The following is a 24,318-nucleotide window of genomic DNA, read 5'->3' as shown; positions in this document are numbered from 1 at the left end:
GGCGACCTGCTACTCGGCGGCGGTCTTCTGCGGCTCACCGGGGATGTCGTCATTGGTGCCGAATAGCGAGGGCTGGTCGCCCTCTTCGACCAGGTGCAACTCGGCCTTGCGCTTCGGCATGAGTCCGACCAGCCAGCCCGAGAAATTCTCCATGTAGACGTAGATCACCGGTGTCACGAACAGGGTCAGCGCCTGCGAGGCGAGCAGGCCGCCGACGACGGCAACGCCCAGCGGCTGGCGCAGTTCCGCGCTGGCGCCGGTGCCGAGCGCGATCGGGAACGTGCCCATCAGTGCCGCCAGCGTCGTCATCATGATCGGCCTGAACCGCATCAGGCAGGCTTTGTGGATGGAATCGGTGGCCGACATGCCCTCTCGTCGCAGTTCAAGCGCGACGTCGACCATCATGATGCCGTTCTTCTTGACGATGCCGATGAGCATCAGGATGCCGATCACCGCGATGACGGACAGATCCATGCCGGCGAAGCGCAAGGCGACAACCGCCCCGAGCACAGCCGACGGCAGGCCGGTCAGAATGGTGAGCGGGTGGATGAAGCTCTCATACAGAATGCCGAGCACGATATAGATGGTCAGGATGGCGCCGCCGACCAGCAGGCCCTGGTTGGCAAGCGAATCCTGGAAGGTCTTGGCGGTGCCGGCGAAGGTCGTGGAGATCGCCGTCGGCATGCCGATCTGCTCTTTCAGCGCGTCGATGCGTTTCACACTGTCGCCCAGCGCCACGCCCTGCGGCAGGTTGTAGGAGATCGTCACCGCCGGAAGCTGGCCGAGCTGGTTGACCGTCAAGGCTCCGGCCGTGCGGTCGACCCTGGCGAAGGCGCCGAGCGGCACTAGGCTGCCGCTCGCCGTCCGCATCTGGATGGCAAGCATCCGCTCCGGCGACCATTCGATCTTGGGATCGAGTTCGGCGATGACTTCGTAACTGTCGGCCGAGCCGAAGATCGTTGAAACCTGGTTGGTGCCGAACCCGCCATAAAGAGCCGAGCGCAGCGTGTCGGTGTCGATACCGAGTTGGGCGGCCTTGTCGCGGTCCACCACCAGCGTCGCCTGCAAGGCGTTGTTCTGCAGGTCGCTGGTGACGTCGGTGAAGGTCATGTGGTCGGCCGCCATCGCGTCATTCAGTTTCTGCGCCCACTGATCCGTCAGGCCGGTATCGAGGCCCTGAACCACAAGCTGGTAGGCACTGGCCGACGAGCGCGAGCCGAGCCGCAGATTCTGCACCGGCTGCATGTAGGTCTCGATACCCGCCACGCCGGCCAGTTGCTTGCGCAGATCCGCAAGCACCTTCTCGATATCGGGACGCTGGTCCTTGCCCTTGAGCTGGACGAAGAGCTGTCCCTGGTTCAGCGCATTGTTACCGCTGCCCGCCGACCACGCCACATGGTCGACATAGGGTGACTTCGAGAACACGCTGGCCACCTGCCCTTGCAGCTTGGCCATGGCGTCGAACGAAATGTCCTGGCGCGCGATGGTGGTCACCGAAATCTGGCCGATATCTTCTTGCGGGAAGAAACCCTTCGGCGAAACCTCGATCAGCCACACCGAGGCTGCCGCGGTGCCGACGAAGACGAGGAACACCAGGAAGGTGTGCCGCAGGCAGAAGCTCAGAATCCGATCGTAGCCGCGCGTGAGGAAATCGCGCTTGTGGCCAGCACCATGTGCCTCGCGGTCGGCCTTGGTCACCGACAGCAGCCGCGAGCACAACATCGGCGTCAGCGTCAGCGACACGAACATGGAGGCCAGGATGGCGACGGTCACCACGACGGCGAACTCGTTGAAGATGCGCCCGATCACGCCACCCATCAGAAGCACCGGGATGAACACCGCCACTAGCGAGATCGAGATCGAGATGATGGTGAAACCGATTTCGCGCGCGCCCTTCAGCGACGCGTCGAAGGCCGACAGCCCATCCTCTTCCATATGGCGGAAGATGTTTTCGAGCATCACGATGGCATCGTCGACGACAAGGCCGACGGCGAGCGTCAGGCCCATCAGCGATATGTTGTCGATGGAAAAGCCGAACAGGAACATCGCGCCGAGCGTGGCGATCAGCGAGATCGGCACCGCCACGGCCGGGATGATGGTCGCCGTGACGCGACGCAGGAACACGAAGATCACCATCACCACCAGCGCGATGGTCAAAAGCAGCGTGAACTGCACGTCGTCGACCGCCTGGCGGATCGAGCTCGAGCGGTCGTTGAGCAGCTTGATCTGGGCTGCGGCCGGCATCTGGTCCTGGAAGGACGGCAGCATCGCCTTGACCTTGTCGACGACGTCGACCGTGTTGGCGTCCGGCTGGCGCTGCACCGCCATGATGATCGCGCGGGTACCGTCATACCAGCTTGCGGTCGTGGTGGTCTGCACCGAATCGACGACACGGGTCACCTCGCCCAGCCGCACCGGGTGGCCGTTCTTGGTGGCGATGATGAGGTTTGAGAAACCGGCCGCGTCGGTAAGCTGCGTGTTGGCGGTGATGGTGAGCTGCTGCTTGTTGTTCTGCAGCACGCCGAGCGGCGTGTTGCTGTTGGCGGACGCGACCGCCGCCTGCAGCTGATCGATCGAGATGCCGCGCGCGGCAAGCGCGGTCGGATCGATCTGGATGCGCACCGCGTATTTCTGCTGGCCGAAGATCGAGACCTGCGCGACGCCGTCGATGGTCGACAGCGACGGCGAGATGACGTTTTCGGCGAAGGCATCGAGGTCGGTCAGCGGCACCGTGTCGCTGACCAGCGACATCAAGAGGATCGGCGCATCGGCCGGATTGACCTTGCGGTAGCTTGGCGGCGCCGTCATCTGCGGCGGTAGCGATTTCTGCGTGCGCGCGATCGCCGCCTGGACGTCGGCGGCGGCCGCGTCGATGTTGCGGTTGAGCACGAACTGGATGGCGATCGAGGTCTGGCCGAGCGAGTTGGTGGTCGAAATGGAATCGATGCCGGCGATGGTCGCGAACTGCTTGATCAGCGGCGTCGCCACCGATGTGGCCATGGTTTCCGGCGAAGCGCCGGGCAGCGAGGCCGAGACGTTGACGACCGGGAATTCGGCGCTCGGCAGTGCCGCCACCGGCAGGAATTTGTAGGCGAACAGTCCGCCCAGCACGAGGGCGAACGACATCAGAAGGGTGGCGACCGGCCTGCGGATACAGAATTCGGAGATCATTGGGCCGCCTCGCCGGCGTTGGTCGCCTCGGCCACCTTCGGCGCGGCCGCCTTGCCTTCATGCACCGCGGCGCCGTTCTTCAGCCTTGTCTGGCCCTCGGTGACGACCTTCTCGCCGCTTTTCAGCCCCTGGCTGATGGCGCTGTTTGCGCCTTCGGTCAGCGCCACCTGCACCGGCCGCATCTCGACAGTGCTGTCCGGCTTGACCACGTACACGAACGGCCCCTTCTGGCTGGGCTGCACCGCCACGGTCGGAACCGAGGTCATCCGCGGCATGATGCCGGCGTCGAGCACGACATTCACATACTGGCCCGGCCAAAGGGAAAGATCGGCATTCGGAATGCTTGCCCGCGTCGCGATCGTGCCCGATGCGGTGTCGACGCTGGAATCGACGAAATCGAGCGTACCCTTGCCGATCGGCGTCGGGTCGCCGTTCTGGATCAACGTCACCGCGTTCTGCTGTGGATTGGCAAGCGCCTTGTGAAGCAGCGCAAGGTTGCTTTCCGGCAGATTGAAGTTGACCTGCAGCGGGTCCATCTGGGTGATGGTTACCAGTGGCGTCGCCGTGCTGCTGTTGCCGTTGCTGACGGTGACGAGGTCGCCGACGGCGACATTCACGGCACCCAGCCTGCCGGCGATCGGCGCGGTGATGGTGGCAAAGCCAAGCTGGACATTGTCGGCGTCGATCGTCGCCTTGTCGGCATCGACGGTCGCCGCCGCCGCCTTCTGCGCGGCAACGGCCTGGTCGTAGGTCTGCTGCGTACCGGCCTGCTTGGCGACAAGGTCCTTGGCGCGCTGAAGGTCGGAGTTCGAGCTGGCAAGCAGCGCCTGGTCCTTGGCAAGCGCTGCCTGGTCCTTGGCGAGTTGCGCCTTCAGCGCCCGATCGTCGAGTGAGAACAGGAGGTCGCCCGCCTTCACCATCTGCCCGTCCTTGACGTCGATCGACACGATCTGGCTGGAGACGCGCGCGTTGATGTTGACCACGGCCGGAGAGGAGACGAAGCCAATGGCATAGCGGCGGATCGGGAAATCCGCGGTCGTCGCCGTCGCCGAAACGATCGAGGCCGAACGGGCACCGTTGCCGCCACCCGCCGCCTTGTCCCCCGCCGCCGGCTTGTCGGTCGCTGGCTTGTCTGTCGCGGCGACCTGCTTTGCGCCGAGGAACTGCTGAGCCTTGTTCAGCGCGTCCGGCGACAGATAGAGCCAGGCCGCGCCGACACAGGCGACCGCCAGCAATGAAAGCATGACTTTTCCACGCATCGACAAAAGACCTCTCCGTCCGACACGCCATAGCCAGGTGGTCGTATTCTAGCGCAATTCCCGGCTCACTGCCGCGATTTCGCCGAATAGATAGGACGCGGGTTTGTCGGAAAAGGGCCAAAACACGGCATTACGAAGATTTAATGTGCACTGCACAATAGCTGTGCAGCCGGCTATCCTCAAAGCCGGAAGCCGGATGGGCTCGGAAAAATGGCCTCCGAGAGGGCAGCCTTATCTAGCGCAGCATCGGCCAAAGCGTCGCCGCCAGCAGCACGCCCATGGCGATGTTGAACCATTTCAACCGCACCGGGTCGGACAGGAAGCCGCGCAGTGCCGTGCCGAATCCGGCCCAGACCGAGACGCTGGGAAGATTGACCACGGTGAAGGCCACGCCGATCAGAATGACGGACAAGAATGGCCGTTCGGGATTGGTATAGACGGCCATCGCGGTGATTGCCATCACCCAAGCCTTGGGGTTGACCCACTGGAAGGCCGCCGCATCGATGAATCGCATCGGCCGCGCATCCGTCTCGCCCTTGCCGCTGAGCGAGCGGGACATGGCAATCTTCCAGGCCAGGTAGAGCAGATAGACGGCGCCGGCGATCTTAAGCCCGGTGTGCAGCGCGGGGAACGCGGTCAGCACCGCCCCAAGCCCGAAGCCGACGGCAAGCAAAAGGACGAGAAATCCGATGCTGATGCCGAGCATATGCGGGATAGTCCGCACGATGCCGAAATTCACGCCCGACGCCAGCAGCATAAAGTTGTTCGGGCCCGGCGTGACCGAGGTCACCAGGGCGTAGAGCAGCAGGGCAAGGAAGGCGTCGAGGGTCATGACGGCTCCAAAGGTCAGCAATACTGACTTAAATCGACCGGGCGCCGGACGCAACGTCATTCGAGTGGTCCAATGCGCGCCGCAGTGATCCGCCTGTACGGCCAGCGGCGCGTCAGTTCCGACGGCGATACTTCAGAGCCCAGAGAAGCCAACTGAAGATGACAATGGACCCCGCGTGGAAGAAGATCAGGTCCCAGAATCTGGTTGGATTATCCGCATAGGCAACCCATTCATTGCCTCGTAAGGCTGGGACTGTCATCGTCACCCAGCCGTGGGCAAGCACCCAGATCGAGTATGCGATCAGTGCGTACATCATCACATGTATCACCAGATCTTGTCGTGGGGTCATGCGCCACCAAGTCTCAGTTCGCTTTTCGGATCGCCTCGCCCGACCGTGATTGCTGAACTTTAATTTCGTATGACTGCTACATCCCCTGCGGGCCGCGGTTCATGGCTGCCACGCCGGTGCGGCAGATCTCGACCAGGCCGAGCGGCTTCATAATGGCGATGAACTGGTCGAGCTTGGAGCCCTTGCCGGTGATCTCGAAGATAAAATGCTCGGTGTTGGCGTCGATGACGCTGGCGCGGAACGCGTCGGCGAGCCTGAGCGCCTCGACCCGGGCCTCGCCGGTGCCGGCAACCTTGACCAGCGCCAGTTCCCGTTCCAGCGGCCGCTCCTGTCCGAACTCGTGCGAACGCACGGTGAGATCGACCACGCGATGCACCGGCACGATGCGCTCGAGCTGATGCTTGATCTGCTCCAGCACATGCGGCGTGCCGCGCGTCACGATGGTGATGCGCGACAGGTGTTTTTCATGCTCGGTTTCCGAGACGGTCAGGCTCTCGATGTTGTAGCCACGCCCGGAAAACAGGCCGATGACCCGGGCGAGCACGCCCGGTTCGTTATCGACCAGCACGGAAAGCGTGTGGTTTTCCGGCCGTTCCGTTTCCTTGGCGATGAAGTAGGCGGAACCGGTGGGTTGAAGGTGCTGTGCGTTCATGACATGAATCTCAAATTCTTGATCTAACTATCTGTTTCCGCACGGCTTATCTTGACAAGCCCTGCCCCGGTCCGTCGTCTACACCAGTTCCCTGCCCTTGGCGTCGATTGCATTGGCCACTACCTCGTCGGTGGCCTCGTCCGGCAACAGCATCTCGTTATGCGCCTTGCCAGACGGGATCATCGGGAAGCAGTTGGCGAGCGTCGCCACGCGGCAGTCGAACAGCACCGGTTTCCTGACCGAGATCATCTCCTTGATCGCGTCATCCAGTTCGTCTGGCTTGTCGCAGCGAATGCCATGGCCGCCATAGGCCTCGGCCAGCTTGACGAAATCGGGCATCGCTTCGGTGTAGGAGTGCGACAACCGATTGCCGTGCAGCAGCTGCTGCCACTGGCGCACCATGCCCATATACTGGTTGTTGAGGATGAAGATCTTGATCGGCGCGTCGTGCTGCACGGCGGCGCTCATCTCCTGCATGGTCATCTGCACCGAAGCATCGCCGGCAATATCGACGACCAGCGCATCGGGATGCGCGATCTGCACGCCGAGCGCGGCAGGCAGGCCGTAGCCCATCGTGCCCAGCCCGCCCGAGGTCATCCAGCGGTTCGGCTTCTCGAAATGATAATGCTGCGCCGCCCACATCTGGTGCTGGCCGACCTCGGTGGTGATGTAGGTATCCATGTCCTTGGTCAGCTCGTAGAGCCGCTGGATGGCGTATTGCGGCATGATCACGTCGTTGTTCATCTTGAAGGCGAGTGAATCGCGCCCGCGCCATTTGGCGATCTGCTCCCACCAGGGGTAGAGCGCCTTCTTGTCGGCCTTGGCGGTTGCCCGCCACAGCCGCACCATGTCTTCCAGCACCCGCCCGACATCACCGATGATGGGCACTTCGGTGTGGACGTTCTTGTTGATCGAGGACGGATCGATATCGATGTGGATCTTGCGCGAGTTCGGCGAGAACGCATTCAGCCTGCCGGTGATACGGTCGTCGAAGCGCGCGCCGATGCAGAGCATGACGTCGCAGTCATGCATGGCCATGTTGGCTTCGTAGGTGCCGTGCATGCCGAGCATGCCGAGCCAGTTCTTGCCCGACGCCGGGTAGGCGCCGAGCCCCATCAGCGTCGAGGTGATCGGGAAACCGGCGAGGTCGACCAGTTCGCGCAAGAGATGGCTCGCTTCAGGGCCGGAATTGATGACACCGCCGCCCGAATAGATCACCGGTTTCCTGGCGCCGGCCATCAGTTCGACCGCCGCCTTGATCTTCTCCAGGTCGCCCTGGACCTTGGGCTGGTAGCTGGTGCGCGGCGCGATCTGCGGCGGCACATAAAAGCCCTTGGCGAACTGCACGTCCTTCGGGATGTCGACCACGACCGGACCGGGACGGCCGGTCGTCGCGACATGGAACGCCTCGTGGATGGTCGCGGCGAGTTCGTTGACGTCCTTCACCAGCCAGTTGTGCTTGGTGCAGGGCCGCGTAATGCCGACCGTGTCGCATTCCTGGAACGCGTCGGAGCCGATGAGCGAGGTCGGCACCTGACCGGTCAGGCAGACCAGCGGGATCGAATCCATCAGCGCATCCTGCAGCGGCGTCACCGCATTGGTGGCGCCGGGACCCGATGTCACCAGCATGACGCCGGCCTTGCCGGTCGACCGCGCATATCCCTCTGCCGCATGGCCGGCGCCCTGCTCGTGCCGCACGAGGATGTGCTCGACCTCGTCCTGCTGGAAGATCTCGTCATAGATCGGGAGAACGGCGCCGCCGGGATAACCGAAGACATGCTTGACGCCATTGTCCTTCAGCGCCTGCACCACCATTTCGGCGCCGGTCATTTCCCTACCTGCCATCTCGCGCCGCTCGTTCTGTCCATTGCTCATCGGTCTGGTCCCGTACTGTCCGCCATTGGGCGTTGCTGGTCGTTTAGTCGTGTTTCAGGCAATAAAAAAGGCCCCCGAGGGAGCCTGTGTCTGCGCATGGGGGGTTTTCGCCCGGCGGTTACACCGCCTTGCCCACGCGCCTTCCTACGAGAATGAGTGCCGTTTTCATGGTGGCGGACCATAAAGGCGAAGTCGCGGGGTCGTCAATGGGGTACCGCACGAATTCACTCAGCCGTGAGATCGGCTCCGCCGCGCGCTACCATAGTACAGTTGAGCCCATCCCATCGACGCACCACTATGCCGGGCTGACGACGTGCCTGGGAGGAGACGCGTTGCCGGCGAATGGGAGCCCCATCCCCAGGCAGGGAGGTCCTGGCCGGCCGCTTGCTGTTCCAGTGGAAGCCTGAACAGGCGTTCTTGGAAACCGACAACCGGAGGAGAAACCATGCTCGAGAGAACACCCACCACGAAGGCGCAGGCCCTGCTCGACAAGCTTGGCAAGGCGCTGGAGACCGGCGACATCGACGCGGCGGTCAACTGTTTCCAGGCGGATTGCTACTGGCGCGACCTCGTCACCTTCACCTGGAATCTCAGGACGATGGAGGGCCAGGAGCAGGTCCGCGACATGCTGAAAGCGACGCTGGCTGGAACCCGGCCGAGCGACTGGAGGGTGGCCGAAGGCGAGGAGGCGACCGAGGCGGACGGCGTCACCACCGCCTGGATCACCTTCGAGACCGAGGTGGCGCGCGGCTTCGGCCTGGTGCGGTTCAAGGGCGACCTGATCTGGACCTTGCTCACCACCATGGCCGAACTCAAGGGCCATGAGGAGAAGGCCGGTTTCAATCGGCCGCTCGGCGCCAAGCACGGTCACGGCAAGGACAGGAAATCCTGGCGCGAGGAGCGTGATGACGAGATCGCCGAACTCGGCCGCGGCAAGCAGCCTTATGTCGTGATCATCGGCGGTGGCCAGGGCGGCATTGCGCTCGGCGCGCGCCTGCGCCAGCTCGGCGTATCGGCCATCATCATTGAGAAGAACGAGCGTCCCGGCGATTCCTGGCGCAAGCGCTACAAGTCGCTCTGCCTGCACGATCCGGTCTGGTACGACCATCTGCCCTATATCGACTTCCCCAAGAACTGGCCGGTCTTCGCCCCGAAGGACAAGATCGGCGACTGGCTGGAGATGTACACGAAGGTGATGGAGCTGAACTACTGGTCCTCCACCTCGGCTAAATCCGCGAAATACGACGAGACGGCCAAGGAATGGACCGTCGTGGTCGAGCGAGACGGCGAAGAGATCGTGCTCAAGCCCAAGCAGTTGGTGCTGGCCACCGGCATGTCCGGCAAGGCGAACTGGCCGAAATACAAGGGCCAGGACATCTTCAAGGGCGAGCAGCAGCATTCCTCGACCCATCCCGGCCCCGACAAATATCGCGGCAAGAAGGTCGTGGTCATCGGCTCCAACAACTCCGCCCACGACATCTGCGCGGCTCTCTGGGAGAGAGGCGCGGACGTTACCATGGTGCAGCGCTCCTCCACCCATATCGTCAAGTCCGACACACTGATGGATATCGGGCTCAGCGCACTCTATTCCGAGCAGGCGGTGGAGAACGGCATGACGACGCGCAAGGCCGACCTGATCTTCGCCTCCCTGCCCTATCGCATCCTGCACGAGTTCCAGATCCCGCTTTACCAGCAGATGAAGGAACGCGACGCGAAGTTCTACGCGGACCTGGAAAAGGCCGGCTTCCTGCTCGACTGGGGCGATGACGGCTCAGGCCTGTTCATGAAATATCTGCGCCGGGGTTCGGGTTACTACATCGATGTCGGCGCCTGCGACCTGGTCATAGACGGCTCGATCAAGCTCAAGAGCGGACCAGGTGCGGCGGTGCGGGAATTGACGCAAACCGGCGTCAAATTCGCCGATGGCACCGAATTGCCGGCCGATCTCGTGATCTACGCCACAGGCTACGGCTCGATGAACGGATGGGCGGCGGACCTCATCTCGCAGGAGGTGGCTGACAAGGTCGGCAAGGTCTGGGGCCTTGGCTCCAACACCGCCAAGGATCCCGGCCCCTGGGAAGGCGAGCAGCGCAACATGTGGAAGCCGACCCAGCAGGAGGCGCTGTGGTTCCATGGCGGCAACCTCCATCAGTCACGCCACTATTCGCAATATCTGGCGCTGCAGCTCAAAGCCCGGCAGGTTGGCTTGCCGACACCAGTCTACGGGCTGCAGCAGGTCCATCACAAGGGATAGGTCGCGTCTCCCGCATCGACACGGTGAACCTGTCCCGCGTCGGCGACGTCGAACAAGGCGGCAGCGGCGAGTTCGCCGCTGGGGCTGGTCGGCGATGGCGTGAAAACGCCCTCGTCAGCCAAACGCTCGCGGCAGGGCCGGTATGCCGCCACCGCGCTTTCGCCGTCGAAGCAGAAGCACATGGCTGTCTCCTCCTGATCATTGGTCTCGTCAGGGCCGATTGGCGAAGTCGTGCACGACGCGCTGCAGCAACGGCACATAGTCGCGAAACGCCCGCGTCCGCATATTGGCGACCTTGCCGCCCTCGTCCCAGATGCGAACCCGCACCGCTTCCTCATGGAACGGGTTCTCGCGGAACGCAGCCACCTCGTCGGCACTCATCGGTCCGCCCTGCAGCGACAAGGTATGAACCGAAGCCGGCGACAGCCTGGAGAAATAGGTCGGGTCGGCGGCGCAGAGATAGCGCTTGGCGGCAACGTGCAGCCGGACGCACTCGACGATGACAGGCGGGAAGAACGGCGCCAGCACTTCGCCGCCGGCCTCGTCATGGTGCTTGTCCTCGACATCGTCAGGCGAATAGGTGCCGAACTCGCTGGTGTAATGGCCGATGTCGTGCAGCAGCGCGGCGGCCACCAGCACGTCTGGGGCTCCATCCTGTTCCGCCAGCCAAGCCCCTTGCAGCATATGCTCGGACATCGTCACCGGCTCGCCGAGATAGGATTCGGCGCCCCGGCGCTCAAAAATGTCGGCGATGAATTCGACGATGGTGTCCGCGTTCAGATCCTGGCCGATCATTCCGCGGCCTCCTTGAAGCCGTGTTCGATCGCCGCGAGCGTCGACAACAGGCCGTCCTTGTCGGCGTAGCATCCCTGCAGCCAGCGCTTGCCGGTGCCGGAAAACGCCTTGCGGGCATGCATGACGCGGGTGTTGTCGACGATGAAGGCCTGGCCGGGCTCGAGCTTGAAGGTGACTTCGAAGGATGGATCCTCGATCAGCTCGGCGAAGCGGCGGTAGGCGGCATAATAAGCGCCCATCTCGGCGAACGACACGTCGACGGTCGGCGCCAGCGAACGGTTGTTGAAGCGGATGCAGATCAGTTCGCCGTCGGGTCCAAGCTCGATCATCGGGCGCTTCGCCTGCAGCCGCACGCCGGACGACCCCGCATATTCGAACCGCGCCGCATGGGAACTCAACAGCCGAAAACCTTCGGGATTTTCCGTTTGAAGAGCGGCCGCGACGGCAAAGCCGTCGACGACGCTGGATTCACCGCCCTCCACCGTGTTCTCGATGCAGGACAGGATCTGCAGCGTCGGCACCGGATCGCGATAGGGATTGTCGGTATGCGCCTGCAGGCCGAGATTGGTGTAGGCGAGATTGTTCGGGTTGACCTCGGCGCGCACTTCGAACCAGCGCCCGTAATTGGTCTCCCTGATATAGCCGAACAGGTCGGACACCTTGCACAGCGCCCCGGATTCGGCCGGCAGCCCGTCCATCACCGCAAAACCATAAGTCCTCACCGCCGAAAGCCATTCGCGCAGGACACCGCGGCCATGCAAGGCCGCCGGATAGCTGGCGCGCGGCACCGCGTTCTGCATCGTCGCCCTGGTCCAGCGCTGGATGACATCGCCTGTCCAACCAGGCTGGCGTGTCTCGTCGCGATCATAGGCGTTCGCACGCAGCCATTGGGCGGGAAAGCTGACCGTTTTTCCCTCCGGCTCGAAGCTGATCTCCAGCGCTCCGGCCTTGATGGCGGCAGCGCCAATTCTCGTCTTCGCCGGAATGTCGAGGATGGTGATCAGGCGTTGGCCATTGCCGGCGCTGCGCGTCTTGTCGTCAAGCGCGTTGTCGCGCAGCCAGACGGCGTGGAAGCGGGTACGCTTGCCTTCTGTCCAACCAAGTTCGATTGTTCTGCCTTCATCGCCAACCAGCACGTGGGTGAGCATGGAAATCCGTCCTGTCGCCTTGTTGCCCACGGTCGTGCCGTGGTTTGGATTGCATGTTGACCTCCCGAAAGGTATAATTCCAATTATCATTTTTTGGCCAATGGCAGCGATTTGGTAATGGCACGGCGAACCGCTCCTACCCTTCCTCCACTCGACTGGCTGCGCAGTTTCGAGGCTGCGGCACGGCTGTCGAACTTCACCGCGGCGGCAGCCGAACTCGGCCTGACCCAGGCGGCCGTCAGCCAGCACATCCGGCTGCTCGAGGAAAGGCTGAAGACGCGTCTGTTCTCGCGGCTGGCGCGTGGGGTCGCGCTGTCGCCGGAAGGTGCCGCCTACCTGCCCCACATCCAGTCGGCCTTCGCCACCATTGGCAGCAGCACCACGGAACTGTTCGAACCGCGCGCCGTCCAGACCGTCTCGCTCCGGGTGCCGATCTCGTTTGCGCTGCTGGCGCTGGTTCCGGCGCTGCCCGACCTCGCCGAGGCGCTGCCGCGCATCCAGCTTGATCTGGTGACGATCCATCGCCCGACCGACTACGATTTGCCAGGCTCGGCGCTCGACATCCGTTTCGGCAACGGATCCTTTCCCGGACGCGAGGCCGAGAGGCTGACCGCCGAGCGGCTTGTGCCGGTGGCAAGCCCGGCCTTGGCCAGTGCCGCCGACTGGACATCGCTGCCGCTGCTTCTGGTGGCCGGCGCACGCGAGATGTGGGCCGAATGGTTCGCGGCGGCCGGATTGGCCGGCCATCCCCGGCGCTCGCATCGCTTCGACAGTTTCGTTGCCGCCATGCATGCGGCGAGCGCCGGTGCCGGCGTCCTCCTTGGGTCGCGGCCCCTAATCGACGCGGCGCTCGACGGCGGAGCGCTGGTCCGGCTTTCCGTTTTTGAGCTGCCCAGCACGTCAGGGCATTTCCTGACGGGGCCGTCGACCGCGCACCTGACCAGCGCCGAGCAGGATTTCCGCCATTGGCTGCTGAAGCGCCTCGCCGGGAAGGCATGAGTGACTGGCGTTACCGCGACGCTGTGCCGATGCGCTTCCAGTAGATCAGCGTGCCCGTCAGCCCGCCATGCGGCTTCAGCGCATAGTCCGGAACTTCGCCGGCCAAGGTGAAGCCAAGCTTCTCATAAAGTCCCGACGCACCCTCTTCGCTCGCCGTATCCAGAACCAGCAGCGTGCGTCCCTTCTCCGCCGCGAGGCGTTCGGCGGCTCGCATCAGGCGCGTCCCGACACCCCTGCCCCGCTGCCCGACCGATGTCATCAGCTTGGCGATCTCGGCCCGATGCGGCTGATTGGGCGGACAGTCGAGCAGCAGGGTGACGGTGCCGACCAGAGCGCCGCCGTCCCATGCCCCAAGCACCATTCTTTGCCCTCGTGCCGCCGCGGCCAGCGACGTCTCCCAGAACGCGCTGGCAACATCCAACGCCAGCGGATGCATGAAGCTGACCGATCCGCCGGCGGCAACCGTTTCGACCAGCAGATCGGTCAGCTGTGCGAGTGTTTCCCGGCTTGCGGTCAACGGCCCGATTTCTATGACGTTCATACCTGGTCCTCTGGAAACGATTGATGGGTCGACAGCGCCGCTTCAGTCGAGATGGCGCACACGCCGCCGCTTGCGCGCGGCCTTGATGGCGCCGATGCGTTCGGTGTCTTCTTCCTTGAGATGCCGACCGCGCTCCAGGATCTCGAGCGTGTACTCCTCATAGGTCAGCCCCAGCCGTTCGGCCTTGTCCATCCGCATCAGCATGACTTCGCGGCTCGGCGCCTTCCATGCATTGGCGTGCGCGGCCTGCCAGGCCAGGAAGATGTATGGATCGCCCTTGCCCCATGGCGGCCCCTTGTAGTCGTCAAGAGGCGGCCCCCCATTGTGGGAGCGCTTTGGCCGTCGTGCCATGACGTCAGCTCCTGACCAGGGCGACGAGATAATCGGCGCCCGGCTCCAGCGCATGAAAGGTGCAATCCGACGGCGCTCCGAGCGCCAGGCAGTCGCCCGGTTCGAGCCTGTGCACCTGGTCACCCTCGGTGAATTCGAGTTTTCCCGAGATCAGCCAGATCTGCTGCTTGATGAAGGCGTAGGAAGCCGCCGGCAAGCTGACCTTCGCGCCCGCCGGCAGATGGACCTTGATCAGTTCGAGCGGCATGTCGCAGGCCGGCGACAAATGCCGCCTGACATAGCCTGTGTCGGGGTCGCGCCACACTGGCTGGCCGGCTGCGCGCAGCAGCCCGCCGCCCTGCAATTCCGCCCGTGCGATGAGGGTCGAGAGCGTCATGCCGAAGGCCGCCGCTATGCGCACCAGAAGTGCCGCCGTCGGGCTGGTCACGCCACGCTCGATCGTGCTCAGCATTGCCTTGGAAACACCGGACTGTTCGGCGAGTTCGGCCAGCGACCAGTCCCGCATGGTCCTTTCGGTATGGATACGCCTGCCGATGGTCGAGGAAATGTCGTTCGCTATATCATCCATTCGTCCATTATAACGAAACCAATAAGTGCGTGAAGAGCCATTTCAAAGCAATTTTCACCAGGACCTTAATCCTCTCTACACCATCCGACCTCATCCGACCTTAACCCCGTTTCTGTAGGGTACGGCCTCAAGGGAAATGGGGATTGGCCTGTCCATGTATGTCGAACGCGAAGCTTCGGTCGGAGAACCGACATCGCAGGAGCGCCGCACAGCCGACCAGCACGACAAGCGCATCCTGGGCAATGTCGTGCAATGCGACGGTGCGCGCGCCACCATCAGCGCCTATGCCGACGACGCCGACGGCGCGATCACCGGCCTGTGGACGGTCGGCAAGATGATCTCGATCAATCTTGGCACGACGCGAACCGTCGGCCTGGTCTACGCGATCGGCAAGTCGGATCTGGCCTGGAACAGTGACGGCAAGAACGCCATCGAGGTCAGCATCGAGCTGATCGGCGAAGTCCGTGACGGCGCCGAACCCGGGGCCAAGCCGATCTTCGACCGCGGCATCACCATCTATCCGCATATCGGCGCTGTCGCGCACCGCATCCGCACCCGCGACCTGCAGGCGGTCTATGACCTGGCCGGCCGCCATTCGATCACCATCGGCTCGCTGGCGCAGGACGAGGCGATCGCCGCCAACATCGCCATCGATGACACGCTGGCGCGCCACTTCGCCATTGTCGGCACGACCGGCGTCGGCAAGTCGACAGCGGTGTCGCTGCTGCTGCGCAAGTCGATCGCGGCGCGACCGGACCTGCGCATCCTGATCCTCGATCCGCACAACGAGTTCGCGGCCTCGCTGCCAGAATATTGCGTCAGGGTCGATTCCAAGACGCTCGACCTGCCGTTCTGGATGTTCACGATGGAGGAATTCGCCGAAGTGCTGTTTCGCGGACGCGAGACGGTGCCGGAAGAGATCGATGCCCTTCGCGACCTCATTCCGCTCGCCAAGAACCTCTATCGCAACCCCGGTTCAGGCGCCTACCTGAGGCGCGGCAGCGATGCGCTGACCGCCGATACGCCGGTGCCCTACCGCATCGCCGACCTGCTCAAGCAGATCGACGAGCGCATGGGCATGCTCGAAAGCAAGACCGATCGTCCGACCCTCAAATCGCTGAAGACACGCATCGAATCGGCGGCGGCCGATCCGCGCTACCGCTTCATGTTCAATTCGCGCCTGATCGAGGACACCATCCACGAAACGATCGGCAACATCTTCCGCGTGCCGCATCATGGCCGTCCGGTGACCTGCTTCGAGATGGCCGGCATGCCGTCGGAAGTGGTCAATTCCGTCTGCTCGGTGCTGGCGCGTCTGGCCTTCGACCTTGCTCTGTGGAGCGAAGGCAAGCTGCAGCTGTTGTTCCTATGCGAGGAAGCGCACCGCTACATGCCCGCCGATGCGCGTCTCGGCTTCGCGCCGACCCGGCACGCGCTGTCGCGCATCGCCAAGGAAGGCCGCAAATATGGTTGCTATCTCGGCGTCGTCACCCAGCGCCCCGGCGAGCTCGACCCGACCATTCTCTCGCAGTGCTCGACCTTCTTCGCCATGCGGCTCGCCAACGAGCAGGACCAGGCGATCATCCGCTCGGCAATCGCCGACTCTTCTGCCTCCACGCTCGCGTTCCTGTCCTCCATGGGCCAGCGCGAAGCGATCGCCTTCGGCGAAGGCGTGGCGACGACCATGCGGCTGAAATTCGAAAGACTGCCCGCTCACCTGCTTCCAGGCACGGCCAAGCGCGAGGAAGACGTGACGTCCAAGGCCGGCGAGGTCGACCTGGTGGCGATCGTGGAGCGGCTGCGTAACGTGCCGAAACCGCAGAGCCAGGCGATGGCTTTCGCCGAGGTGGTCGATTCCGGCCGGCAGGCGGGCGACCCCGACTACCGCAAAGCGCCGGCGGCGGCGCGCGTGCAGTCGGACGAAGATTTCGACACACGCTACGGCCTCAAACCCGCCACCTTCGGCCTGCGCCCGCAGAACGATTGAGCTGAGCGTCAGGCCTCCATGAATAGTCCCGAGAATCCGTGCAAGCGGCCTATCCCGTCTTCGTCGGAAAGCTTGGGCGAAGCCCGTCAGGGAGTTGGTCAGGCTGAGCCGATTGGTGTTTTGGTCCGCGAGCATCGGCCTTCGCCGGCCGCAGCCTTAAAGCGCAACGTCTCATAAGTGCTTCGGCCGGCGAAGGCCGGAAGCGCAGAAGCCGGCATCAAGCGGCCAGCATCACGAATTCAGTGATGGGATCTTAGGCGCAGACGCGGTTGCGGCCTTGCCTTTTGGCTTCGTAGAGCTGGCGGTCGGCGCGGCGATAGAATTCCTCCGCCGTTTCCTTGCGATCCCAGACGGCAAGCCCGACGCTGGTGGTGATCTTGAGCCGGACATTGTTGCCGGAGAGGATCGACATGTTGGCGATCGCCTTGCGGATGCGCTCAGCGAATTTGGCCAGAAGGGCCGCCTCCATGTTGGGCGTGACCACGGCGAACTCCTCACCACCCAGGCGCGCCACCACATCGTGGAAACGTGTCATGTCCTTGAGGCATCTGGCGACAGCCTTGAGCACCTCGTCGCCGACATCGTGGCCGTGCGTGTCGTTGACCTGCTTGAAATGGTCGAGATCGAGGATCATCAGCCCGACCGGTTTTTCGATGCGCCGGAACTCCTCGAGATATTCCTTCAGCGCGTCGTCGAAATAGCGCCGGTTCTGCATGCCGGTCAGGCCGTCGGTCAGGGCGGCATGCTCGAGCGTTTCGGAGCGGGCGCTGAGCGACACCGTCATGGCGCGCAACTTGCCCTCTTCGGTCGCCTGCTTGCGGATCAGCGGATAGATGAAGAAGATGCCGAAAAACAGCGCGGTGGCGAGCAGTACGCCAGTCGCGAACAGGAGCTTGTTGAGGTAGATGACCTTGTCCAGGCCGGAGGCCGTATGGAGTTCAGTGGCGAAGGATTGCAGTTGCCCATAGGCGTGCAGGGTCACCAGGCCAGCAGCCAGGATCACGAAGATAAAGACGAAAAAAGCGGATTCCGCTTTGTGGAAACGCATCTGCTCCCCGATGGAAAAATACCCCATGACCTTATCGCAGGGACCGACTTACGGAGCGTTAATTCCGACAACTTCGGCGAGAACCCTTCCCTCAGGGGCAACTTTTTAAGTTGCATTAGCAACAAGTGTTTGGATCGTGGTTTCGAGATCGTCACCGGGGCGAAGTCTCTGCCATTCCGGCCCCAGCTGATGGCGAAACCAGGTGGCTTGCCGCTTGGCATATTGCCTTGTCGCGATCTTGGCGCGCTCGATCGCCTCGGGAAAGCTCGACTGCCCTGAGATCGCGGCCTGGAGCTCGCGAACCCCGATCGCCTTCATCGCCGGCAGGTCTGGATCCAGACGAAGGGCCGCAAGCTGCTTGACTTCCTCCAGCGCGCCCTTGTCCAGCATCTGGTCGAAACGCCTTTCGATGCGGTCAACCAATGCTGCCCGATCCGGCTCGACGACCAGGAAATGCGCGCTCGGCCTGTCGATGAGCGGGAGGCCGCGCTCTGCCTGCCAGTCCAAGATCGACCGGCCGGAGGCGTCGAGCACCTCGAGCGCCCGCACGATGCGCTGACTGTCGGTTGGCTTCAACTGCATGGCGACGCTCGAATCCTCGCGTAGCAGCAAGGCATGCAGCTTGACCGCGCCTTGCTCCTTCAATTCGTAGCGCCAGCGGTCGCGTATCCGTTGCGGAATATCAGGCATTTCCGAAATCCCTTCAGACAGCGCACGAAAGTAGAGGCCGGTGCCACCGACGAAGATTGGCCGCCGCGAGAGCGTCCCGTCATCAATGAGTTTCATAACGTCGCGCAGCCAGGCGCCGGTCGAGTAGGCGGTGCCGGGATGGACATGCCCATAGAGAAAATGCGGCGCTCGTGCGAGCTCGGCCGCCTGCGGCCGGGCCGTCAGCACGTCGAGAACCGCATAGCCCTGCATGGAATCGGTGTTGACGATGACGCCGCCTGTGCGTTCGGCCAGTTCAAGCGCCAGCGCCGACTTGCCGCTGGCGGTCGGCCCGGCTATCAGGATCGCGTTCTTCACGCGGCCTTCGCCCGCATCCGTGCCGGAATTCTCGATGCCGCTCATTGCCACGCTTGTTTCCCGTCCCGCCGATCGCGCTCTGTCGCCATCGCTTGCGAATATGGCCTCACGGTCGGTGGGCGCAAGCGCTGTCGTATGGCTGGCCGAAGGCATTGCCTGTGACATTGCCCTGCCGCCAGCGGCGCAGGCCGATGAAACGACCGCGAGCCTTCGTACCGCACTGGCCGCTGAGCCCGTCGACGTGATCGTCCAGCAGGCTGAAACACGCCGCAAGAAAATCCTTCTCGCCGACATGGACTCGACCATGATCGACCAGGAGTGCATCGACGAGTTGGCCGACGAGATCGGCGTCAAGGATCATGTCGCGGCGATCACCGCACGGTCGATGAACGGCGAGATCGCCTTCGAGCCGGCGCTGCGCGAGCGCGTGGCGCTCCTCAAGGGGCTCGATGCCGCCGTCGTCGACCATATCGTCGCCAATCGGCTGACCTTGGCCTCGGGCGGCCGCGCGCTGGTCCAAACCATGCGCGCCAACGGCGCCTGGACGGCGCTCGTCTCGGGTGGGTTCGAGGTTTTCACGACGCGCATCGCTGCGATGCTTGGCTTTCAGGAAGACCGCGCCAACCGCCTTCTCGACCAGGACGGACGCTTCACCGGGCTGGTCGGCGAGCCGATCCTCGGCCGCGCCGCCAAGGCCGAGGCGCTGCTCGAAATCTGTGCCCGTCTTGGCCTAACGCCGGCCGATGCCATCGCCGTCGGCGACGGCGCCAACGATCTCGACATGATCCGCCTGGCCGGAACCGGTGTCGCGCTGCATGCCAAGCCTTCCGTCGCGGCGCAGGCAAAAGTCCGGATCGACCATGCCGACCTCACTGCGCTGCTCTATCTGCAGGGCTACCGGCAGGAAGAATTCGTCCAATGAAGCCAATCCGTACCGAACGCCTGATCCTGCGCAATTGGGAGGATCGCGACCGCGAATTGTTCCATCGCATCAATTCCGATGATCGCGTGATGGAGTTCTTCCCGTTTCGCCGCGACCGTGCCGCCGCCGACGCCAAGATGGATGAGTTCCGCGCTTGGGTCGATGAGGACGGCTACGGCTTCGCCGCGGCCGAGATTGCGGCGACCGGCGAATGCATCGGTTTCGTCGGCCTCCTCGCGACCGATGATGTACCATCGCTGCCGGCCGACACAATCGAGATCGGCTGGCGGTTGGCTCCCGAATTCTGGGGCAAGGGCTATGTCACCGAGGCCTCGGAGGCATGGCTGGCCTACGGCTTCGAGACATTGGCGGTCGACGAGATCGTTTCCTTCGCCGTGGCGGAAAACCACCGCTCGACCGCCGTTATGAAACGCCTCGGCATGACAGCCGACCCATCGAGCGATTTCGACCACCCCAGCATTCCAGACAGCCATCCCGCGCTCAAGCGGCATGTGCTCTACCGGCTGTCGCGCGAGGACTGGCAGGCAAGAAAAAAGGCGGCGGGTTAGCCGCCCTTTCCAAATCGCCGGATTGAAATTTCAATCCATCCGGATCGTAACGAAGCGCAACTCACCGGTCTTCGACGCCAGCATCAAGAGCGCGTTCTTGCGGCCCTGCTCCTTCAGCGCGCCGATCCGTTCCATGACGTCCTTGGGCGTGGCGACCGACTCCTGCGCGATCTCGGTGATCACCTCGCCAGGCTGGATACCGCGTTCCGCGGCGGCGGAGTCCTTGGCCACGTCGGTGATGACGACGCCGGAGACATCGCCGGCGATGCTGAACTTCTTGCGCGTCTCGTCGTTGAGTTCGCCGACCGTCATGCCAAGTACCGAGGCGGTCGAGACGGCCGGAGCCTTGTCAGCGCCCTTGTCCTGGTCGGTATTGCCATTCTCGCCGCTGGCCAGCTTCTCGCCATCCTCAAGCCGGCCGAGCGTCACCTTCACCGTCTGCTCGACACCCTTGCGCACGATCAGCACGTCGACGGCCTTGCCCACCGGGCTTTCGGCGACGACGCGCGGCAGGTCGCGCATTTCATGGATGTCCTTGCCGTCGAACTTGATGATGACGTCTCCGGCCTGGATGGTGCCGTTGTCGACTGGTCCGCCCTTGATGACGCCGGCCACCAGCGCGCCCTTGGCGGTCGCCATGCCGAGGCTTTCCGCGATGTCGTCCGTCACCGGCTGGATGCGCACGCCGAGCCAGCCGCGCCGCGTCTCGCCATATTGGCGCAACTGCTCGACGACGCCAGAGGCGAGCTGCGAGGGAATGGAGAAGCCGATGCCGATCGAACCGCCGGACGGCGAAATGATCGCCGTGTTCATGCCGATGACCTCACCGGCGCTGTTGAACAGCGGTCCGCCCGAATTGCCGCGGTTGATCGCGGCGTCGGTCTGGATGAAGTCGTCATAGGGGCCTGAATTGATGTCGCGGTTGCGCGCCGAGACGATGCCGACCGTGACCGTGCCGCCGAGGCCGAACGGATTGCCGACCGCCATCACCCAGTCGCCGACGCGCATCTTGGTGGAATCGCCGAATTTCACCGCTGTCAGCTTGTGGCCTTTCGGATCGACCTTCAGCACCGCGACGTCGGTCTTGGTGTCAGTGCCGACCAGCGTCGCCTTCAAGGTCACGCCATCGGAGAAATTGACCTCGATGTCGTCGGCATCGGCGATCACGTGGTTGTTGGTGACGACGATGCCTTGTTCGGCGTCGATGACGAAACCCGAACCGAGCGACTGCACCTTCTGCGAGCCGCCATCCTTTTCGCCACCGCGGTTCTTGAAGAAATCGTCGAAAAAATCCTGGAACGGCGAGCCTTCGGGCAGTTGCGGCATCGGCACCGCGCCCGGCCCTTCCGTGCCCTTCACCGTCTGCGAGGTCGATATATTGACCACCGCGCCAAGCACGCCTTGCGCCAGGTCGGCGACCGAGGCCGGTCCGTCGGCGGCGAATGTCGGGGCCACGAAGGACGGAACGGCGACGGCGCCCAGGACCAGCGCTGCCGCGCCGGCGACCAATGTCCGTCGAGCGGCGTCCAAAAGGGTGTTGGATGTCATCGAGAAGCCTCCCGGCATTTCTAAAAGAGAAAAGCGCTTCGACGAAAACGCCGTGTCGCGCCATGATGGCAAGAAATACGGCACGTTTGCGGCTATGACTATCGGTGGAGTGTAAATCGAGCGTTATTCCGCAAACCGCCGCCTCTACACGCCCCGCACCAGCCAGACGACGCCAACACCAATGGCGATCGCCGCCAGCCCGCCGATCCGCAACGCATTCTCCGGCATCGACAGAACTTCGCCCGCGAGCTTCTTCGCAAGGCGGGGAAAGCCGCCATAGACCAGGCCCTCTATGACGAGGACCAGGCCTATCGCCGCGAAGAAATCCTGCACCGGCCGTTACTGGCCGGTGCTGGGTTGTGTCATCGGCGCGGCAGGTGCCGCTGCCGGCGCAGCCGGCGCCGTCGGTTTCGCCGGTCCTTCCTTGCCGTCGGGATCGCGGAAGTAGCGGAAGAACTCCGAACTCGGCGACAGCACCATGGTCGTCCCGGTGTTGTCCAGCGCGGTGCCATAGGCATTCATCGACCGGTAGAAGTCGAAGAAGGCGGGATCGCGCTTGTAGGCATCGGCGAAGGTGGCACTGCGCTGCGCCTCGCCCTCACCGCGCAGGATCTCGGACTCCTTCTGCGCTTCGGCAACGATCTCGACCACTTCACGATCGGCGCGCGCCGTGATGCGCTGTGCCGCTTCGTTGCCGCGTGCCCGCAGCCGCGCGGCCTCCGCCAGGCGTTCCGCCTTCATGCGGTCGTAGGTCTGCTGTGAAACTTCGGCCGTCAGGTCGGTGCGGCGGATGCGAACATCCTCGATCTGCAAGCCGAGCGACGTGGCGTCGGGCCTGAGCTGATCGCGCACTTCGCGCATCATCACGGCACGCTCTTCGGAAAGCGCGGCCTCGAAATCGCGCAGACCGTAGACGCGGCGCAGGGCAGCGTCGAGACGCGTCCTGAGCCGCGCTTCGGCCAGTTCGATCTGACCGGACACGGCGGCCCGGAAGACGCGCGGATCCGAGATGCGATAGGCGATGAAGGCATCGACTTCATAGAATTTGCCGCCCGAGACCTGGACACGGATGTTGTCGAGGTCGAAGCGCAGCACCCTGTTTTCGATCAGTTGCACCGTATCCGCGTCGAAGAACGAGAACGGCGCCTTGAAGTAGATACCGGGCTCGCTCTTGACGTCGACGATCTCACCGAAGCGGAGCACCAGCGCCTGCTGGCGCGCATTGACCACGAAGACCGAGGAATAGATCAGGAACAGGACGACCGCCGCCACGGCGACGACGATGGGAAGACGGTTGGCCATCACTTGGTACCTCCCGTGTTCGCGGCGGGCGCGGCCGGTGCTGGCGGTTTCGGCTGCAATGCGGGCAGCGGCAGATAAGGCAAGACACCCTGTCCGTTGTTCTGCTCGACGATGACCTTGCTCGAGTCCTTCAGAACCCTCTCCATGGTTTCCAGATAAAGGCGTTTGCGCGTGACATCGGGGGCTTTGGCATATTCGTCGTAGACCGAGATGAAGCGCTGCGCCTCACCTTCGGCTTCCTGCACCACACGGTTTTTGTAGGCGGCCGCGTCTTCGCGGACCTGGGCCGCCTCGCCGCGTGCCTGGCCGAGCTTCTGGTTGGAATACTGATTGGCCTGCTCGACGAACTTGTCCTCGTCCTGCTCGGCGCGCTGCACCTCGTCGAACGCATCTGCCACCTCGCGTGGCGGTGCCGCATCCTCGATGGAGACGGCGTTGACGTTGAGACCGGCCTTGTAGCCGTCCAGCGTCGTCTGGATGATCTCGCGCACCGAGGCCGCGATGCCCTGGCGATCGTCGCGGAAAATGTCCTGCGCCGGCCGGCGGCCGACGGCTTCGCGCATGGCGCTCTCGGCAACCTGCCGCAGCATGCCGTCCGGGTCGGAGACGTCGAACAGGTAAGCGCGGGGATCGGAGACCTGGTAGGCCACCGAAAACTGCACATTGACGATATTCTGGTCGCCCGAGAGCATCAGCCCGTTGCCGCTGGTATTGCCGCCGCCAATGTCGACAAGCTGCTCTGAAATCTTCGCCGTCTCGACGGTCTCGAGAGGCCACCAGTGGAAATGCAGGCCTGGCTGGGAAAGCTCGGCCTTCGGCTTGCCGAAGCGCAGTTCGACCGCGACCTCGTCGGGCTGCACGGTATAGACCGCCTGGAAGGCCCACAGAACAACCAGCACCGCGGCAATCAGGCCGAACACCGCCGGACTGGCGCCACCGCCGCCGGGCAGCGCGCGCCGCAGCCGATCCTGGCCACGGCGAATGATGTCCTCGAGGTCGGGAGGCGACCCCTGCGGGCCGCTTGGCCCCTTCGGTCCCTGCCCCCAGGGTCCCTGATTGTTACCGCCGCCACCCCACGGGCCGCCGCCTCCGCCACCTTTGTCGTTCCAGGGCATGAATGTC

At 63.7% G+C, this 24,318-nt stretch carries 22 protein-coding genes; 5 read left to right on the top strand and 17 right to left on the bottom strand.

The window, feature by feature from the left end; all coding sequences use genetic code 11:
- Positions 1-9: 9 nt before the first annotated feature.
- The 5 genes from MESAU_RS17095 to MESAU_RS17070 form a co-directional block, all read right to left on the bottom strand.
- Positions 10-3,171, bottom strand: coding sequence for an efflux RND transporter permease subunit (locus tag MESAU_RS17095; RefSeq protein WP_015317296.1), 3,162 nt, complete (start codon positions 3,169-3,171; stop codon positions 10-12).
- Positions 3,168-4,430 (bottom strand): efflux RND transporter periplasmic adaptor subunit, encoded by a 1,263-nt coding sequence (locus tag MESAU_RS17090; RefSeq protein ID WP_015317295.1) that lies wholly within the window; start codon positions 4,428-4,430, stop codon positions 3,168-3,170. Before MESAU_RS17090 ends, MESAU_RS17095 begins: the two co-directional genes overlap by 4 nt.
- A 235-nt stretch (positions 4,431-4,665) precedes the next feature.
- Positions 4,666-5,262 carry a LysE family translocator gene (locus tag MESAU_RS17085; protein ID WP_015317294.1) on the bottom strand — a complete coding sequence of 199 codons (597 nt, stop codon included), beginning with the start codon at positions 5,260-5,262 and terminating at the stop codon, positions 4,666-4,668.
- A 425-nt stretch (positions 5,263-5,687) separates the two neighbouring features.
- Positions 5,688-6,263, bottom strand: coding sequence for an acetolactate synthase small subunit (gene ilvN / locus MESAU_RS17075; protein WP_013894763.1), 576 nt, complete (start codon positions 6,261-6,263; stop codon positions 5,688-5,690).
- Positions 6,264-6,341: 78 nt separating this feature from the next.
- Complete coding sequence (locus MESAU_RS17070) at positions 6,342-8,138, bottom strand: acetolactate synthase 3 large subunit (protein ID WP_015317292.1); 1,797 nt, start codon at positions 8,136-8,138, stop codon at positions 6,342-6,344.
- A gap of 445 nt (positions 8,139-8,583) precedes the next feature.
- Here MESAU_RS17070 and MESAU_RS17065 point away from each other — a divergent pair, with 445 nt between their 5' ends.
- Positions 8,584-10,392 (top strand): NAD(P)/FAD-dependent oxidoreductase, encoded by a 1,809-nt coding sequence (locus tag MESAU_RS17065; RefSeq protein ID WP_015317291.1) that lies wholly within the window; start codon positions 8,584-8,586, stop codon positions 10,390-10,392.
- On the opposite strand, the gene MESAU_RS17060 is transcribed toward MESAU_RS17065, so the two are convergent.
- The 3 genes from MESAU_RS17060 to tmpA are packed head-to-tail and all read right to left on the bottom strand — an operon-like array spanning position 10,380 to position 12,335.
- Positions 10,380-10,574 carry a hypothetical protein gene (locus MESAU_RS17060; RefSeq protein WP_015317290.1) on the bottom strand — a complete coding sequence of 65 codons (195 nt, stop codon included), beginning with the start codon at positions 10,572-10,574 and terminating at the stop codon, positions 10,380-10,382. The two genes, MESAU_RS17065 and MESAU_RS17060, sit on opposite strands and share 13 nt — an antisense overlap.
- A gap of 28 nt (positions 10,575-10,602) precedes the next feature.
- Positions 10,603-11,187 carry a (R)-1-hydroxy-2-trimethylaminoethylphosphonate oxygenase gene (tmpB, locus tag MESAU_RS17055; RefSeq protein ID WP_015317289.1) on the bottom strand — a complete coding sequence of 195 codons (585 nt, stop codon included), beginning with the start codon at positions 11,185-11,187 and terminating at the stop codon, positions 10,603-10,605.
- Positions 11,184-12,335, bottom strand: coding sequence for a 2-trimethylaminoethylphosphonate dioxygenase (gene tmpA / locus MESAU_RS17050; RefSeq protein ID WP_015317288.1), 1,152 nt, complete (start codon positions 12,333-12,335; stop codon positions 11,184-11,186). Before tmpA ends, tmpB begins: the two co-directional genes overlap by 4 nt.
- 117 nt (positions 12,336-12,452) lie before the next feature.
- Between tmpA and MESAU_RS17045 the strand changes: the two genes are divergently transcribed.
- A complete protein-coding gene (locus tag MESAU_RS17045; protein WP_015317287.1) occupies positions 12,453-13,334 on the top strand; it encodes a LysR family transcriptional regulator in 882 nt (293 codons plus the stop codon).
- A gap of 10 nt (positions 13,335-13,344) precedes the next feature.
- Here MESAU_RS17045 and MESAU_RS17040 read toward each other — a convergent pair whose 3' ends face one another.
- The 3 genes from MESAU_RS17040 to MESAU_RS17030 are packed head-to-tail and all read right to left on the bottom strand — an operon-like array spanning position 13,345 to position 14,794.
- Entirely contained in the window at positions 13,345-13,875 is a 531-nt protein-coding gene (locus MESAU_RS17040) for a GNAT family N-acetyltransferase (RefSeq protein WP_015317286.1), read from the bottom strand.
- Between the two features lie 42 nt (positions 13,876-13,917).
- Entirely contained in the window at positions 13,918-14,226 is a 309-nt protein-coding gene (locus MESAU_RS17035; RefSeq protein ID WP_015317285.1) for a hypothetical protein, read from the bottom strand.
- Positions 14,227-14,230: 4 nt separating this feature from the next.
- Positions 14,231-14,794, bottom strand: coding sequence for a helix-turn-helix domain-containing protein (locus tag MESAU_RS17030; protein WP_015317284.1), 564 nt, complete (start codon positions 14,792-14,794; stop codon positions 14,231-14,233).
- Between the two features lie 154 nt (positions 14,795-14,948).
- Between MESAU_RS17030 and MESAU_RS17025 the strand changes: the two genes are divergently transcribed.
- Positions 14,949-16,781 carry an ATP-binding protein gene (locus tag MESAU_RS17025; protein WP_015317283.1) on the top strand — a complete coding sequence of 611 codons (1,833 nt, stop codon included), beginning with the start codon at positions 14,949-14,951 and terminating at the stop codon, positions 16,779-16,781.
- Positions 16,782-17,034: 253 nt separating this feature from the next.
- Here MESAU_RS17025 and MESAU_RS17020 read toward each other — a convergent pair whose 3' ends face one another.
- Positions 17,035-17,829: a GGDEF domain-containing protein gene (locus MESAU_RS17020; RefSeq protein WP_041163809.1), complete on the bottom strand. Its 795-nt coding sequence runs from the start codon at positions 17,827-17,829 to the stop codon at positions 17,035-17,037.
- Positions 17,830-17,934: 105 nt separating this feature from the next.
- The gene (miaA, locus tag MESAU_RS17015; protein WP_015317281.1) at positions 17,935-18,900 is read right to left on the bottom strand and encodes a tRNA (adenosine(37)-N6)-dimethylallyltransferase MiaA; all 966 of its coding nucleotides are present in this window, start codon (positions 18,898-18,900) and stop codon (positions 17,935-17,937) included.
- Here miaA and serB point away from each other — a divergent pair.
- Positions 18,890-19,777 carry a phosphoserine phosphatase SerB gene (gene serB / locus MESAU_RS17010; RefSeq protein WP_015317280.1) on the top strand — a complete coding sequence of 296 codons (888 nt, stop codon included), beginning with the start codon at positions 18,890-18,892 and terminating at the stop codon, positions 19,775-19,777. The genes miaA and serB overlap by 11 nt on opposite strands.
- Positions 19,774-20,346 (top strand): GNAT family N-acetyltransferase, encoded by a 573-nt coding sequence (locus tag MESAU_RS17005; protein WP_015317279.1) that lies wholly within the window; start codon positions 19,774-19,776, stop codon positions 20,344-20,346. The genes serB and MESAU_RS17005 overlap by 4 nt, the downstream gene beginning before the upstream one ends.
- 30 nt (positions 20,347-20,376) lie before the next feature.
- Here the strand turns inward: MESAU_RS17005 and MESAU_RS17000 are convergent, their stop codons facing one another.
- The 4 genes from MESAU_RS17000 to hflK form a co-directional block, all read right to left on the bottom strand.
- Positions 20,377-21,894 (bottom strand): DegQ family serine endoprotease, encoded by a 1,518-nt coding sequence (locus MESAU_RS17000; RefSeq protein WP_015317278.1) that lies wholly within the window; start codon positions 21,892-21,894, stop codon positions 20,377-20,379.
- A gap of 144 nt (positions 21,895-22,038) precedes the next feature.
- A complete protein-coding gene (locus MESAU_RS16995; RefSeq protein ID WP_015317277.1) occupies positions 22,039-22,227 on the bottom strand; it encodes a DUF2065 domain-containing protein in 189 nt (62 codons plus the stop codon).
- A gap of 6 nt (positions 22,228-22,233) precedes the next feature.
- Positions 22,234-23,196: a protease modulator HflC gene (gene hflC / locus MESAU_RS16990; RefSeq protein ID WP_015317276.1), complete on the bottom strand. Its 963-nt coding sequence runs from the start codon at positions 23,194-23,196 to the stop codon at positions 22,234-22,236.
- Complete coding sequence (hflK, locus tag MESAU_RS16985; protein WP_015317275.1) at positions 23,196-24,311, bottom strand: FtsH protease activity modulator HflK; 1,116 nt, start codon at positions 24,309-24,311, stop codon at positions 23,196-23,198. The genes hflC and hflK overlap by 1 nt, the downstream gene beginning before the upstream one ends.
- Positions 24,312-24,318: the final 7 nt, after the last annotated feature.

Source organism: Mesorhizobium australicum WSM2073, from assembly GCF_000230995.2.
In the GTDB taxonomy this organism is placed as follows: domain Bacteria; phylum Pseudomonadota; class Alphaproteobacteria; order Rhizobiales; family Rhizobiaceae; genus Mesorhizobium; species Mesorhizobium australicum.
Note: the sequence above shows the minus strand (reverse complement) of the source record. Positions and strands in the feature narration are given on the sequence as shown.

Coding starts and splice junctions, on each gene's coding strand:
- MESAU_RS17095 (WP_015317296.1), bottom strand. CDS start 3,171: ATGATCTCCGAATTCTGTATCCGCAGGCCGGTCGCCACCCTTCTGATG.
- MESAU_RS17090 (WP_015317295.1), bottom strand. CDS start 4,430: ATGCGTGGAAAAGTCATGCTTTCATTGCTGGCGGTCGCCTGTGTCGGC.
- MESAU_RS17085 (WP_015317294.1), bottom strand. CDS start 5,262: ATGACCCTCGACGCCTTCCTTGCCCTGCTGCTCTACGCCCTGGTGACC.
- ilvN (WP_013894763.1), bottom strand. CDS start 6,263: ATGAACGCACAGCACCTTCAACCCACCGGTTCCGCCTACTTCATCGCC.
- MESAU_RS17070 (WP_015317292.1), bottom strand. CDS start 8,138: ATGAGCAATGGACAGAACGAGCGGCGCGAGATGGCAGGTAGGGAAATG.
- MESAU_RS17065 (WP_015317291.1), top strand. CDS start 8,584: ATGCTCGAGAGAACACCCACCACGAAGGCGCAGGCCCTGCTCGACAAG.
- MESAU_RS17060 (WP_015317290.1), bottom strand. CDS start 10,574: ATGTGCTTCTGCTTCGACGGCGAAAGCGCGGTGGCGGCATACCGGCCC.
- tmpB (WP_015317289.1), bottom strand. CDS start 11,187: ATGATCGGCCAGGATCTGAACGCGGACACCATCGTCGAATTCATCGCC.
- tmpA (WP_015317288.1), bottom strand. CDS start 12,335: ATGCTCACCCACGTGCTGGTTGGCGATGAAGGCAGAACAATCGAACTT.
- MESAU_RS17045 (WP_015317287.1), top strand. CDS start 12,453: ATGGCACGGCGAACCGCTCCTACCCTTCCTCCACTCGACTGGCTGCGC.
- MESAU_RS17040 (WP_015317286.1), bottom strand. CDS start 13,875: ATGAACGTCATAGAAATCGGGCCGTTGACCGCAAGCCGGGAAACACTC.
- MESAU_RS17035 (WP_015317285.1), bottom strand. CDS start 14,226: ATGGCACGACGGCCAAAGCGCTCCCACAATGGGGGGCCGCCTCTTGAC.
- MESAU_RS17030 (WP_015317284.1), bottom strand. CDS start 14,794: ATGGATGATATAGCGAACGACATTTCCTCGACCATCGGCAGGCGTATC.
- MESAU_RS17025 (WP_015317283.1), top strand. CDS start 14,949: ATGTATGTCGAACGCGAAGCTTCGGTCGGAGAACCGACATCGCAGGAG.
- MESAU_RS17020 (WP_041163809.1), bottom strand. CDS start 17,829: ATGCGTTTCCACAAAGCGGAATCCGCTTTTTTCGTCTTTATCTTCGTG.
- serB (WP_015317280.1), top strand. CDS start 18,890: ATGCCGCTCATTGCCACGCTTGTTTCCCGTCCCGCCGATCGCGCTCTG.
- miaA (WP_015317281.1), bottom strand. CDS start 18,900: ATGAGCGGCATCGAGAATTCCGGCACGGATGCGGGCGAAGGCCGCGTG.
- MESAU_RS17005 (WP_015317279.1), top strand. CDS start 19,774: ATGAAGCCAATCCGTACCGAACGCCTGATCCTGCGCAATTGGGAGGAT.
- MESAU_RS17000 (WP_015317278.1), bottom strand. CDS start 21,894: ATGACATCCAACACCCTTTTGGACGCCGCTCGACGGACATTGGTCGCC.
- hflC (WP_015317276.1), bottom strand. CDS start 23,196: ATGGCCAACCGTCTTCCCATCGTCGTCGCCGTGGCGGCGGTCGTCCTG.
- hflK (WP_015317275.1), bottom strand. CDS start 24,311: ATGCCCTGGAACGACAAAGGTGGCGGAGGCGGCGGCCCGTGGGGTGGC.